Below are 13927 nucleotides of genomic sequence, written 5' to 3'. Positions count from 1 at the left end.
GATCTCACCCTGCCCTCCCCGTCCGCTCGACGGCGCGTTCTCAATCGTCTCGGAGTTCTCTCACTTCGTTCGCCCCGAGTCGAAATCGTTCTCTTTTCGCCCACTCCACCGCCTCATTCATCGATTCGACTTCGATGATGATGATATAGAATCCACCGGTGGACTCCTTGCTCGGTGCCGTGAGTTCGTCGGGAATAGTAAAATTAAGCCGCGAATTTGAGGACATGGCCGATGCCGGGTCTCATGTCAAAACTTGAAATGAGAGAGCCTCCCCTGTCTTCGGGGGGAAGTGGCTCCCATGGCGATCGTGTCTTTCGATGGTGGCATTGAATCTCTCCTCTCTTATTCGCTGGCGAGGCGGCGGAGGCCGCGGCCGAAGAAGTTTTGCACCGCTGCCTTGGCCCGAAACGCGGGGCCCACGACTCGCATGTCGCGCCCGATGGCTTCCTCGAAGGTCGGCCGCTCGCGGATTCGATCGAACCAATTCTTCAGGTGGGGAAACTTGATCTCGAAGGGGTAACCCGCTTCGCTGATTCGAAGCATCTTCACCGACCAGATGATGTCCGCCATCGAGAAATCGTCCCCACTGAGCCACGAGCGGCTGTCCTCCTTCAGCAACTTCTCGACTTCACCGAAGCCGTCTTCGAGGCGGGCCACGTGGTCGGCATACGTTGCTTCGGAGATCTCGTCATTGCTGAATCGGCGATAGAACTCGGCGAGCTGCTCCGGCGAGTCCGGTGCGTCGAGACGGAACAGCTCTTCCTGCTTCTTCGCATTGAGCTTTGCGAGTCCGCCGAGACTCCACCTGTACGTGACATACCGCACCGACGTCTGAAGCTCCGACGCGCGCTTCATGAGCAAGCTACAGAGTTGGCCCGCCTGGCCCTCGGGCACCAACGAAGGGCCCGGCAGCGTACGGTCCAGGTAGTTCATGATATCGACCGATTCGATGTGCAGGACGCCATCGTGGACGAGCGCCGGTACCACAAGATGCGGGTGGATCGCCGCGTAGTCGGCGGTGAGGTTTTCCTGCCGAGGCAGTGATACGGGGCGACCGATATAGCTGCCCGGAGTCGCCTCGAGATGCAGCGCCGCGTCTGATCGCCACGGTACGTCGGCAGCGCGGCGGACTCCCTTCTCGGCGAGCACGAAGCGCACCCGCTGGGCGCAGGGTGCTCCGCCGTAGTGAAAGAGGTGCAAGCCTCGCAGCTTGCCGGGAAGTGTGCTCGTGGGTCGCCTTAGAATGGTCATCGCATTCTCCATTCCTTCGTTGAAGCTTCGTTGGACCCCAGTATCGTCGCAAGCCCAAATGGCGTAAATGACCAATGCCCCTCATTTTATGCCATACCCCTCCAATGCCCTCTCTACACGTCGTCTTCCTCTTGACCTAAGTGTTCGTCAGGTGAGAACAGTAAAATCAAGCCGGGAATTTGAAGCAATTGCCAGTAACGGGTCTACGTCAAACCGGAAACGAGAGAACCGTCCTGTCTTCGGGCGATGTGCAACAGAATGTCGAATGGAACGAGACCGGGGCTATTCCCCGATCGGGGGACCCTGATCGGGATCGCCCCCTCCGGCCTCGATCGCTTCGAGATCGTGCTGCTTGTCGGCAGAACCAAAAACACGGCTCGAATCTCCCACCCTCCGATCGGCAACGGCGTCGCGAACATCAGCTGCTACTAGTCGCAGACGACGGATCGCCCGCCGTCAGTTGCTCATTGAAGCCTCTTCTGCCCCTCGACGCGGCGAGTGTTCCTCCGCGGGATGCTAGCGTCACGCCTGTGACGTCGGTCGAGGACGTCGATCACGAGGAGAGCGAGCCGATGGCAGATGACGACAAGCAGAAGACCGAAAGTGAGGCGCGCGCCACGTACGAAAAATTCGTTGCTGTGCGCGACGAGATCGATGTCGGCAGCAAGACCTGGTCGGCCCTTGCCGATTTCTTCACCGAAGATGCCGCTTACATCGATCCCGCCTGGGGGCGGATCGAAGGCCGGGAGAATATCCGCAGCTTCTTCGTTGAATCGATGATGGGCCTCACGGGCTACGGCTGGTCGACGCCCGAAAATTGGGTCATGACCGATGGGCCCCGGGTCGTGGGCCAGTGGGACCAGATCCTCGGTGAGAGAGAAGATGGCTCACCCTGGTTCGTCGCCGGTCTCTCGATTCTCTACTACGCTGGCGACGGCCTCTTCTGCTACAGCCACGACATGCTGAACATGACGCATGTCGGACAGACGATGAAGGCGATGCAGTGGCGGCCGACCGGAGGTTTCAACATGCCTCCGAAGGAGCCGAATCGGGACATCCGGTTGCCTGCAGCCTGGGCGCATCTCGAGCAGAATCGAGCGTAGGGATAGGAATTACGATCGAGAATAGTAAATTCAAGCCGCAAATTTGAAGTCATGGCTCGGTCACGCGGACATCAAGAGCACGGAACGCTATCTCGACGTTGCGCCGCAGGCGCTTGGCAGCCTGCATAGATTGAAAAGTGGCCCACAAGTGGCCCACAAGCAAAATCGGCACTCTTAACTACCTGATTTTAAACTTGATTTTGGTCGGGCCGGCGAGATTTGAACTCGCGACCTCTTGACCCCCAGTCAAGCGCGCTACCAAGCTGCGCCACGGCCCGAACGGCCTAGTGGGTAGCCCACATGGGCAAATCCTGCACGTCGGATCGAGGGGGAAACCGCTTCGGATCCGCAGCTGGCTAGAGCATTTCTCGGATGGCGAGTAATTCGTTGCGGATACTTTGGAAGGCCTCTGCGGAATCGGCGTGGTCGAAGGCCGGGCGTTCCGCGGCCTCTCGCGCCGACTCTTCCGCTGCTTCTTCGAGGGCTCGACCGATGCCCAACTCGCGCAGGCGCTTGCGAGCCCCGGCGATGGTGTAACGCTGGGAGTGAAGCAGTTGCTGGATCAACAGGATCATCTCGATGTCTTTGCGACGGTAGAGCCGCTGCTTTGAGCGAGACTTTTGAGGGGCCATCCAGCGAAATTCAGATTCCCAATAACGCAATACATATGGCTTCACGCCGGTGATCTTGCTCACTTCGCCAATCCGGTAGTAGAGCTTGCCGTCCTTGGGAAGCAATCCGGCAGGCAACAGTGATGCGACGCGTTCCTCTTGCGTGGCGTCATCGTTCAATTGTGCTGGCGCCGATGGGACGTGGGACTCCGACCCAGTCGAATCAGGCGAGGCGGCCTTCGCTTGCTTCCGCGAGAGCTGGGCTTGTCTGATCTTTTCGCGAATCGTATTTCCCATCACGCCCCCCGTCTATGAATCGTCAAAGACTGCTTGAAGACCACAGTGGAGAGACTAGATGAAAGACTTCGTCGAAGTCAAAGCGGAATGAAACTGAATGGCGTCTTTAGCCGGACGACCGCTCCTCGGGGCTTTCGATGGATCAGGCCGGGGGGTCGTCGTTGGTGCTTTCTTTCACGGGTTCGTCGTTCAGGATGTTCTTGAGTACGAGGCTTGGTTTGAAGGTGAGTACTTGACGCGCCTGCAGCAAAATCTCTTCGCCGGTCTGCGGGTTGCGTCCCTTGCGCGCGTTCTTTTTGCGAACGACGAAGTTCCCGAAACCAGAGATTTTCACCTTCTCACCCTGGGCGAGGGTTTCCTTGATGATGTCGAAGACTTTTTCGACGAGCTCAGCTGCTTCTTTCTTCGAGAAACCGACCCGCTCGTAGATCTGCTCAACAATCTCAGCCTTCGTCATTGATTCCGTCTCCCTTTGTCAGGGTCCCAATGCTTCGGACGCCCTCGAACCATCTGCTGTTGCTGGCTGTTCGTCGCTGTCTTTCGTCGCCTTACCGCCGGGCAGGCTAGCCCAACTTCCTGAAAAACAACAGCTAATCAAGATTGGGGCGAAATCAACACTAGGTAGACGTGCGAAACGGTGCTCAGGCGGAATCTCGTGGCTCAGGCGGCGGTGGCAGCTTCCTTCGCCTTCTTGACGAGTTCGCTGAAGGCCGTCGGATCGCTCACCGCCAACTCGGCCATGACTTTGCGATCCATCTCCACGCCGGCTTGCTTGAGGCCGTTGATGAATCGACTGTACGAGAGACCTTGATCGCGGCAGGCAGCGTTGATCCGCACAATCCAGAGCCGGCGAAATTCGCGCTTGCGTTGCTTGCGACCGATATACGCGTAGACACCCGCCTTGTCGACGGCCTCCTTCGCAGTACCGGCGAGCTTGCTTCTCGCGCCGTAGTAACCCTTCGCAAGTTTGAGTAGTCGCTTGCGACCTTTCGCGGCCGCTACCCCTCGTTTTACCCGAGCCATGCTGATCTTCCCTCGATTGTTTCGATTGGTGCTGCGGATTGTGCACTCAATCGTTTCGCACGTGATGCGGTTCTTTGACTTTGGGTCTTTGATCTTGATTTAGGTCTTGGTTTAGACCTTGGTTTAGACATTGGATAGGCGACCCGTCTTCTATACTGATCGTTCTATACTGATCGTTCAGAAACCCGGGATCATCCTCTTCACCCGACTCACGTCGGCGGGAGCAAGCAGAGTGTCCTGGCGCAAACCGCGCTTACGCTTGGTTCGTTTCTTGGTGAGGATGTGCTGCTTGTTCGCCTTCTGTCGCACGATCTTGCCAGTCCCGGTCTTCTTGAACCGTTTGGCGGCCCCGCTGTGGGACTTCATCTTGGGCATGCCTGTTTCTCCTGCGCCTCTTTATCTCTGATAACTCTGGTTGCGCTATCTCTGATAACTCTGGTTTGCGCTTCCCTCGGGATGCATCGCGCACGCCCGTTCCGCGGGACCGGGGACGCTACCACGTAACCCTGTGATTCGCGTTGTTTTTTTCCATTTTTGGCGGGTTTCTGCCGACTGCCCCTCCAATTCAGCCCGCCTCGTCTCCCAAGCTGGCCGGCTCCTCCCCGGTCGGCGCCACTGGCCCGGGCGCCTCGCTGTCCTCGTGCAGCCCCGAGGCCTGCGCCTCGTCCGCCTTGCGTTGCTTGGCCGCGCGTCGCTCGGCCTTCTTGTCCACCACCGGCTCGCTCGAAACCCCGCCGACTTTCGCCGCCTCGATTTCTTCCAGGCGCTTCGCTTCCGCTACCACTTCCCGGTCGGCGACCAGGATCATGGACATGAAGCGACCTTCCATGCGCGGAGGGTTCTCCATCTTGGCGAGCGTCCCGAGCATCTCCTTGACTTGCTGGAGCTTCTTCCGGCCGCGATCGATGTGGACCATCTCGCGTCCGCGGAACATCACCGTCAGCTTGACCTTGTCGCCATCCATCAAGAACTTGCGGGCGTTGTTGAGCTTGAATTGGAGGTCGTGCAGGTCGGTACCCGGCCGCAGCTTGATCTCTTTCAAACTCGCCGCGTGGGACTGTTTGCTCGACTTCTTTTTCTTCTGCTCATACTTGTAACGGCCATAGTCCATGATGCGACAAACCGGAGGACGCGAATTTGCCGCGACCTCGACCAGATCAAGGCCAGCTTCGCGCGCCTTGATCAATGCATCTTCGGGGCTCATCACACCGAGCTGTTCACTGTCTGCTCCAATGACGCGGACCTCACGCACACGAATTCTTTCGTTGATGCGCGTGGCGTCTCGCTCCGGAGCTACGATTCGAAATCTCGATCTTGCAGGAATGCGAATTTCCTCCTAGGACAACGGTCCCATTTGTCTTGCACTGATACTGGCTACAAGTTGGCTCACCAGAGCATCCAGGGCTATGGGCTCTGTACTCTGTTTCTTCGTCTTGCGAAGCCTGGGTGTCACCGTTCCGGCTTCGATTTCCTTTTCTCCGATCACCAGGGTGAGGGGAATCTTCGCGATCTCGGCTTCTCGTATCTTGAAGCCCAGGGTCTCGCTGCGTTCGTCTACGTCGGCACGCACTCCCGCGGCCACGAGAGTCTTGGTAATTTCCTCCGCCCGGACGTGCTGGGCTTCTGAAATAGGCAGGACGAGAACCTGAACCGGCGATAGCCAGAAGGGAAAGTCCCCACCCGTGTGCTCGATATAAAGGGCTATGAAGCGCTCGAGTGAGCCGAGCACGGCGCGGTGGAGCATCGCGGGTCGGTGTCGCTCGCCGTCGCGGCCGACATACTCGAGACCGAAGCGATCGGGCATGGCCATGTCGATCTGGATCGTGCCCAGGGTCCAGGCCCGGCCCAACACGTCAGAGAAATCCGCCTCGACCTTCGGACCGTAAAAGACGGCCTCGCCTTCCTTGATGGTGCATTCAAACCCAGCGTTTTCGACACATTCCACCAGCAATTTCTCGGCGCGGTCCCAATCTTCGGGAAGCCCCAAGAATTCTTCCGGTCGGGTCGAGACCGCCAGAGTGACCCCCTCGAGACCAAGGGCCCCGTACACGTCGGCCATCATCTCAAAAAAGCTTTGCACCTCTGCGGCCACTTGATCGGGCTCGCAATAGATATGGGCGTCATCCTGGGCGAAGGAACGCACTCGGGCCAGTCCATTGAGGGTTCCGCTGCGCTCGTTGCGATGCAGACGCGAGAATTCGGCCAGGCGCAGGGGAAGCTCTCGATACGAACGAAGACGGCTGCCGAACAGATGACAGTGGCCCGGGCAGTTGGTCGCCTTGAGACCGATTTCTTCGCCCTCCCCCTCGCCTTCGAACCAGTACATGTCGTCGTAGAACATCTCGTAGTGCCCCGAGATCTTGAACAACTCGGCCCGGCACAACTGCGGGGTCATGACTTCCTGGAAGCCATACTTGGGATGGAGACTCCGGATAAAGTCCACCAAGCCGTTGTAGACCACCATGCCCTTGGGCAGATAAAATGGGGAGCCCTGGGAAACCGGGTCCAGAAGGAACAGTTCGAGCGCGACCCCCACCCTGCGGTGGTCCCGCTTCTTCGCCTCCTCGAGCCGGGCCAGGTGAGCTTTGAGTTGCTTCTTGTTGCTGAACGCCGTGCCGTAAATGCGCTGTAGCTTGTGGCTGGACTCGTCGCCCTTGAAGTAGGTACCGCTGGCTTCGGTCAACTTCACCGCGCCAATCTGTTTGGTGCTCCTCACGTGGGGGCCGCGACACAAGTCGACGAAGTCACCGTGGCTGAAGAGCGTAATTTCGCTGTCCTCGGGGATGTCGTCGATACGAGTCAGCTTCAAGGCTTCGCCCAGCTGCTCGAAGCGTGTCTTCGCCTCTTCACGAGTCACCACTTCGCGATTGAATGGGGCGTCGGTCGCGATGATGCTCGCCATTTCCTTTTCGATGCGTTCGAGGTCTTCTGGCGTAAAGGGTTCGTCGACCAAAAAGTCGTACTGAAACTTCTCACTGTGGTCAGCGCGTCCGGCATCGATCTGTGCGTTGGGGAACAATCGCTTGACGGCGTCCGCCATCACGTGCTCAGCGGAGTGCCGGATTACGTCACCGCCGTCTTCGTCTTTGGACGTGACGATCTCGATCGCAACATCTTGCAAGAGAGGCAGGCGGAGGTCTACGAGTTGTCCGTCGATGCGGCCGGCCAGGGCAGCTTTGGCGAGGCCCGGCCCGATTTTCTCCGCAACCTGTAGCACTGTCGAGCCCTGAGCCACCGCCACCGTATTTCCGTCGGGGAGACGGATATTGATCTCGCTCATGAGTTGTGGTGCGGCATGATGTTCTTGGAACTCCTGGAACTGTCTGTCGGTCTTTTCATTCGCCTCATTCGACTGCTTCGACTCCTGCTTCGACTCATTCAACCTTGCCATCTGCGCCATCGGCTCATCGATCGAGTCGGCTCGGACGGTAGCCAGCGGTCCCGATGGTAGGCACGGGCGGGATCGAACCGCCGACCTCTGCCGTGTCAAGGCAGCGCTCTAGCCCCTGAGCTACGTGCCTAAATCGAGCTAACGAGCCGGAGTATTTACCCTTTTCCCGGATTCGAGTCAATGCTCGACCCTGGGGAGGCCAGGCTCCGACGCCTCTGTGGGGTCCGAAACCCAATTGACCACGATGTGCACCCGATTGCCGCTGGCTTGAACCGGAACGATCTCGAAGGCCGGCGGAGCCAGTATCAGCATCTGTTCGAGAAATTCGACGGCCGAAGCCTGCGTCTCGACGTCGAGAATCGTTCGACCATGCCCCATCTCGACTGGATAGACACCCGTGGCGCCAAGTGGCCCCTCGAGCAGTTCCCGCATGGCGAGGTACGCGGGATAAATCGTCAGACCGTCAATTTCGAGTCGCACTTCGTTTGAACCCAGGGCGTTCTCGCCCGGAATCAGAAGACCCGCTTCTACTAATTTCGCTTGAATGCGATCGACATCGACCTGAACCTCGACAATCACCAGGTACTCCTCGCTTACGTCGGGATCGTCGGAAAACAGGGCGGGCCTGCGTCCGCGGTCTTCGATCACCCGGAAGCGCAAGGTATAGGGCACCATCTTCTCGCCCAGGATGGCGTCGAGATCGGGAGCATTGGGATCGTATTCTGGGTCGCCGGTGATCCCGTTCACAGGATCGTCCAGGTATGGAGAACCCAGCGGGTCGCGGCTTTCGCGGTCGATCAACTCCTGGTCGATCTCCTCGTCGCTCAATTCGTCAATCGGCTGATCGGCCAGGAAGTCCTTGGCGACTCGCACCACCGCTTCGCGCAGGGCTTGAGCGATCGCCGCATCTCGCGGCACCACGGAGGCCATGCGGGTTGGATCGATCGACACCGTGCCCACGACTTCGAGCGTCCGCACCTCCGCACTCCCGACTGCGGGCTGCATCGACGCCACGGCTGCAAACGCGATGATCGCGACAAGTCGCGCGCACAAGCTTTCGCTGGTTCGATTCAAATACTCAACTCCGTCACGTTGTGGCCAAAGAGTGCATCGACATCCCGACACATTTCCGGTGTCGCACGCACCCCGCGGACCGCGCCGACCGATACGATGGTCTCACTCTCCCCGGGGATTAGCACGTGGAGCACGACCGGGCAGTCTCCCGGATGGCTTGCGAGAACCTTGATCAGGGCCTCCAGGCGGTCCTGGCTGACGTCGCTCGCCAGCATCTTCACCCGCAGCGTTCCGGCCAACTTCTCTTCGGCCTGGGATAGGGGCATGACGTCCGACACCAGAATCTTGGGCGTCTCGCCGTCCTCGAGTTTTCCCGAAACCAACAGCGGCAGAGGTCCCTGGCCCTCGTCGCCGTTCATGGCCCGCTTCCATAACTCCACATTCGCTTCGAAGGCATCGCTGAAGATCACGAGTTCGAAGCTCCCCTCCAGATCTTCCAAGGTTGCAAAGGCCATGCGCTTGCCGCGTTTGGTTCGGGTTTCGCGCAGGGCAGTGAGCAGCCCGCCCACGCGAACCTCGCGTTGCACCTTACTTTGCCAATCTGCGGCGGTGCAGTCGCAGAAGCGCGAGAGCAAGGGGAGGACCTCGCCCAGCGGATGTCCGCTCACGTAAAAACCGAGCAGTTCTTTTTCGTATCCCAGGGTTTCCCGATCGGACCAGGGCACGGCCCGGGTCAGCTCGAGTCCGGATTGCGAATCCTGCATATCCATCCCGCCAAACAAGCTTTCTTGGCCGACGGCGCGGTCGCGCTGGGTCGCCGCCGCGCGTTCGAGCCCGGCGTCCACCGACGCCCATACCGACGCGCGTTCCTCGTGCAGGGTGTCGAAGGCTCCGCACTTGACCAGGGACTCGACCACGCGTCGGTTGACCTTGCGCGAGTCCAGCCGCGATACGAAATCGAAGAAACTCTTGAAGCGTCCCTCGTCTTGCTCCCGCGAGGCGAGGATCGAGTCGATCGCACCGGCCCCGACATTCTTGATGCCGGCAAAGCCAAAGCGAATGGCGCCGTTCACCACCGCGAAATCTCGCTGGGATTCGTTCACGTCCGGGGGCAGGATCTCGATCCCGATGGCCCGCACGTGGGCGATATAGCGAGAGAGACGATCGTGACTGCCCGACTCGATGGTCAGGACCGCGGCCAGAAACTCCTCGCGATGGTTCGCCTTCAGGTAGGCCGTCTGGTAGGTGATGTAGGCATAGGCGGTCGAATGCGCCTTTGGAAAACCGTAGCCCGCAAATTCAACGATCAGATCGAAAACGTCGCCGGCTTCTCTTGCGTCGACCCCGTTCTCGACCGAACCGTCCACGAAGCGAGCGCGCTGTTGCTGCATGACGTCGGCCTTTTTCTTGCCCATCGCACGGCGGAGCAGATCCGCCTCCCCCAGGCTGTAGCCCGCCATGGTTTGAGCGATCTGCAGGACCTGATCCTGGTACACGATCACACCCAGGGTTTCCTCGGTCAGGTGTGCGATCCGGGGATGCAAGGCCTTCACGGGCACACTGCCGCGCTTGCGGTTGACGTAGTCGTCTACCATGCCGGACTGCAGCGGCCCCGGACGATAAAGGGCGACCAGCGGAATGATTTCTTTGAATGTGCGCGGCTGCAACTTGACGACCAGTTCCGTCATGCCCGAGGACTCGACCTGGAACACCCCTTCGGTGTCGCCGGCGCAGAGCATGTCGTAGGTTTTTTTGTCGTCGAGAGGGATGGCATTGACATCGAAGTCTTCGAAGCCCGGCTTGCGCTGGATCATCTTCTCCGCGTCGGCCATCAGGGTCAGGGTTTTGAGGCCGAGGAAGTCAAATTTGATCAGGCCGATTTCTTCGATGCAGCTCATGTTGTACTGGGACATCACGACGCCGGATTTCTGGTCCTTGTAGAGCGGAACCATCTCGATCAGGGGCGTATTGCCGATCACGACCCCGGCCGCGTGTTTTGAGGCGTGCCGGGTCAATCCCTCGAGACTGCGCGCGGTTTCGATCAGTCGTTCAACCTGAGAATCCGACTCTATGCGGGTCCGCAACTCGGGAGATTGTTCAATCGCCTGATCGAGCTTGATGCCCAGCACGTCGGGGATCAGCTTGGCGATACGATCGACTTCTCCGTACGGCATCCCCATCACCCGGCCAACATCGCGGATCACCGCCCTGGCTTGCAATGTTCCGAAGGTGACGATCTGGCAAACCTTCATCGTTTCGTAATGTTCGGCGTCGTGTTCGATTTGGCTCTTTGACCCGTCTTCTTCCTGGAGTCGAACACCGTCGTACTTCTCGCTGACGTAGCGGATCACCTGCTCACGTCCCCGCATGCAGAAGTCGACGTCGATATCCGGCATCGAAATGCGCTCGGGATTCAGAAAGCGTTCAAAAATGATGTCGTATTCGATCGGGTCTACGTTCGTGATGTTCATCCCATACGCCACCAGACTACCGGCCGAACTTCCCCGCCCGGGACCCACCGGGATCCCGTTCTTTTTGGCGTAATTGATGAAGTCCGCCACGATCAGGAAGTAGCCAGGAAAGCCCAACTCCCGGATGACCTTGAGTTCGTGATTCATGCGCTCGACATAGGTCTCGTGCACAGAACCTTCGAAGGGCTGATCGGGATCCATCCCCAGGCGATTGCGCAAACCCGCCCAGGACTGCTGCTCCATGACCTCGTCCAGACTCTCACCTGCCGGCACTTGAAAGTCTGGCATGTGGTACGTGCCCATGGGAATTTCAACGTCGCATCGTTCGGCAATGACCAGGGTGTTTTCGATCGCCGAGGGGTGATCGTGAAACAACTCTCGCATTTCGTCGCCGTCTTTTACGTAGAAGCCCCGTCCGTCGAAGCGAAAGCGTTTCTCGTCGGAGAGGTTCGACGCGGTGCCCACGCACAAGAGCGCGTCGTGATGCTCGTGATCACAATCCTTGAGATAGTGGGCGTCGTTGGTCGCAACCAGGGGAATATCCATATCGCTGGACATCTTGATCAGCTCGGCGTTGACCAGGTCCTGGTCCGCGATGCCGTGGCGCTGCAACTCCAGGTAAAAGCGATCCTGAAACAGACCGCGAAACTCTTCGGCGACCTCCCAGGCCCGGTTCACCTCCCCGTGCACGATGGCCCGGGGAACCGGAGCTGACAGACAACCCGAGGTTGCGATCAGACCTTCGTGGCGTTCCCTCAGCAGGTCCATGTCGATACGCGGCTTGTAGTAGAAGCCCTCGAGGTAGGCCTTCGACACCAGATACATCAAGTTCTTGTAGCCCGTCGCGTTCATCGCGATCAGCAGAAGATGGCTGATCGCGTCAAAGCCTCCTTCGGTGCGCTCACGCTTCTCTCGATCGAAGCGCGAGTTGCCGGCAATGTAGACTTCGCAACCGATGATCGGCTTGATGTCGTTGGCCAGAGCCTTGTTGTAGAACTCGACGGTGCCAAACAAATTGCCGTGATCGGTCTGCGCGACCGCCGGCATGTTCATTGCCTTTGCGTGCTCGAACAGCGGGTTGTGCTTGATGGCGCCATCAAGCAGCGAATATTGGGTATGCAGGTGGAGATGAACGAAGGGACTCGGCACGCCCCTACTCCCACTCGATCGTGGCAGGGGGCTTGGACGAGATGTCGTACACGACCCGGTTGATTCCCGGGACCTCATTGATGATGCGACTCGAAATACGCGCCAGCACATCGTGAGGGATGTGCGCAAAATCGGCAGTCATGGCGTCGACCGAGGTTACGCAACGCACTGCAATGACGTTTTCATAGGTCCGTGCGTCCCCCATCACGCCCACACTTTGCACAGGAAGGAAGACACACAGCGCCTGCCATATTTCATCGTAGAGTCCGGCGGCGCGAATCTCCTCGAGCATGATGGCATCGGCCGCGCGCAGGGGCGTGAGCCTTTCCGGTGTCACCTCGCCGAGGATGCGGATCCCCAGGCCCGGTCCGGGAAACGGATGACGTCCAACCAGCGCGTCGGGCAGACCCAACGCTCGCCCCACCTCCCGTACCTCGTCCTTGAAGAGTTCGCGCAGAGGTTCGACGAGTTGCAGACGCATGTCCTCCGGCAGGCCGCCGACATTGTGGTGGGTCTTGATCGTGGCCGAGGCTCCCTTGACGGAAACGCTCTCGATCACGTCGGGGTAAAGCGTCCCCTGAACGAGGTAGTCGCAGTCCCCGAGCTTCTGAGACTCTTCCTCGAAGACATCAATGAACAAGCCGCCGATGATGCGCCGCTTCTGCTCGGGATCGCTCACGCCCTTGAGCGCCGACAAGAATCGATCGGATGCGTCTACGCTCACCAACTTGACGCCGAGGGCACCAGCAAAGAGCTTTTCGACTTCTTGCCGCTCGTTGCGTCGCATCATTCCGTGATCGACGAAGATGCAGGTCAGTTGATCGCCGATCGCCCGGTGGACCAGCGCGGCGGCCACCGAGGAGTCGACGCCTCCCGACAGTCCGCACAAAACGAGTCCCTTTCCCACTTGCCGCCGAATCTGTTCGATGCCCTGATCGATGTAGGCGTCCATCGTCCAGTTCCCGCTGCAACCGCAAATGTCGACCACGAAGTTGGCGAGGATCTGCGAGCCGCATTCGGTGTGGACGACCTCGGGATGGAACTGCAGGCCCCAGATCGGACGCTCGCTGTGCCGGATCGCCGCGTAGGGTGAATTTTCGCTGGTCGCCAGGATCTCGTAGCCTTTGGGTAGCGCCAGCACCTTGTCGCCGTGACTCATCCAGACGACGTGGTCTGCGTCAGCCGATATTCCTTCGAACAAACGGTCGGAGCTGCCCGCCCCATCGACGAGGCTGAGATGAGCGCGACCGTATTCGGATTCGTCGGCTTTCTCGACCCGCCCCCCGAGCCGCGCGACCAGCAACTGAAGTCCGTAGCAAATGCCGAGGATCGGAATGTCCAGTTCGAAGACCGCCGGATCGATATCCGGAGCGTCGGGGTCGTGGACACTCGACGGGCCCCCGCTCAGCACGATCCCCGCGGCCCCAAAGGCCGCGATCTCATCGAGATTCATCCCGGCGGGATGGATCTCGCAATAGACATGTTGTTGCCGAATGCGCCGGGCGATCAATTGCGTGAATTGCGAACCAAAATCCAATATCAGGATTCGGTCGCGCACGCCCCCATCTGCGGCTGCATCGGGTGCACTTGGTGCACTTGGTGCACTTGGTGTACTTG

At 59.2% G+C, this 13927-nt stretch carries 11 protein-coding genes, 2 tRNA genes and 1 pseudogene; 1 reads left to right on the top strand and 13 read right to left on the bottom strand.

Annotated elements, in window-relative coordinates; genetic code table 11:
- Positions 1-40: 40 nt before the first annotated feature.
- Both IH881_10010 and IH881_10005 read right to left on the bottom strand, forming a co-directional pair.
- Positions 41-226 (bottom strand): hypothetical protein, encoded by a 186-nt coding sequence (locus IH881_10010; protein ID MCH7868017.1) that lies wholly within the window; start codon positions 224-226, stop codon positions 41-43.
- Between the two features lie 116 nt (positions 227-342).
- Positions 343-1251, bottom strand: a complete 909-nt coding sequence (locus IH881_10005; protein MCH7868016.1) for a glutathione S-transferase family protein — start codon at positions 1249-1251, stop codon at positions 343-345.
- Positions 1252-1823: 572 nt separating this feature from the next.
- Between IH881_10005 and IH881_10000 the strand changes: the two genes are divergently transcribed.
- On the top strand, positions 1824-2354 hold the full coding sequence (locus tag IH881_10000) for a nuclear transport factor 2 family protein (protein MCH7868015.1): 531 nt from the start codon (positions 1824-1826) through the stop codon (positions 2352-2354).
- Positions 2355-2555: 201 nt separating this feature from the next.
- Here the strand turns inward: IH881_10000 and IH881_09995 are convergent.
- The 11 genes and pseudogenes from IH881_09995 to guaA all read right to left on the bottom strand — a co-directional run bounded on the left by IH881_09995 (position 2556) and on the right by guaA (position 13868).
- Positions 2556-2632 (bottom strand) — tRNA-Pro (locus tag IH881_09995).
- Positions 2633-2710: 78 nt separating this feature from the next.
- Positions 2711-3262 (bottom strand): MerR family transcriptional regulator, encoded by a 552-nt coding sequence (locus tag IH881_09990; protein MCH7868014.1) that lies wholly within the window; start codon positions 3260-3262, stop codon positions 2711-2713.
- A gap of 142 nt (positions 3263-3404) precedes the next feature.
- Positions 3405-3719 (bottom strand): integration host factor subunit alpha, encoded by a 315-nt coding sequence (locus IH881_09985; GenBank protein MCH7868013.1) that lies wholly within the window; start codon positions 3717-3719, stop codon positions 3405-3407.
- 203 nt (positions 3720-3922) lie between these two features.
- Complete coding sequence (gene rplT / locus IH881_09980) at positions 3923-4285, bottom strand: 50S ribosomal protein L20 (GenBank protein MCH7868012.1); 363 nt, start codon at positions 4283-4285, stop codon at positions 3923-3925.
- Between the two features lie 177 nt (positions 4286-4462).
- Complete coding sequence (rpmI, locus tag IH881_09975; protein MCH7868011.1) at positions 4463-4660, bottom strand: 50S ribosomal protein L35; 198 nt, start codon at positions 4658-4660, stop codon at positions 4463-4465.
- A gap of 412 nt (positions 4661-5072) precedes the next feature.
- Positions 5073-5585, bottom strand: a pseudogene (locus tag IH881_09970) (translation initiation factor IF-3).
- Between the two features lie 36 nt (positions 5586-5621).
- The gene (gene thrS / locus IH881_09965; GenBank protein MCH7868010.1) at positions 5622-7676 is read right to left on the bottom strand and encodes a threonine--tRNA ligase; all 2055 of its coding nucleotides are present in this window, start codon (positions 7674-7676) and stop codon (positions 5622-5624) included.
- A gap of 54 nt (positions 7677-7730) precedes the next feature.
- Positions 7731-7806 (bottom strand) — tRNA-Val (locus tag IH881_09960).
- Positions 7807-7853: 47 nt separating this feature from the next.
- Positions 7854-8750: a hypothetical protein gene (locus IH881_09955; protein ID MCH7868009.1), complete on the bottom strand. Its 897-nt coding sequence runs from the start codon at positions 8748-8750 to the stop codon at positions 7854-7856.
- Positions 8747-12388: a DNA polymerase III subunit alpha gene (locus tag IH881_09950; protein MCH7868008.1), complete on the bottom strand. Its 3642-nt coding sequence runs from the start codon at positions 12386-12388 to the stop codon at positions 8747-8749. Before IH881_09950 ends, IH881_09955 begins: the two co-directional genes overlap by 4 nt.
- The gene (gene guaA, locus IH881_09945) at positions 12315-13868 is read right to left on the bottom strand and encodes a glutamine-hydrolyzing GMP synthase (protein MCH7868007.1); all 1554 of its coding nucleotides are present in this window, start codon (positions 13866-13868) and stop codon (positions 12315-12317) included. Before guaA ends, IH881_09950 begins: the two co-directional genes overlap by 74 nt.
- Between the last annotated feature and the right edge of the window lie 59 nt (positions 13869-13927).

It is taken from the genome of Myxococcales bacterium (assembly GCA_022563535.1).
Taxonomy (GTDB): Bacteria; Myxococcota_A; UBA9160; order UBA9160; family UBA4427; genus DUBZ01.
The sequence above is the reverse complement of the archived record's forward strand: the minus strand, read 5'-3'. Positions and strand labels throughout refer to the sequence as shown.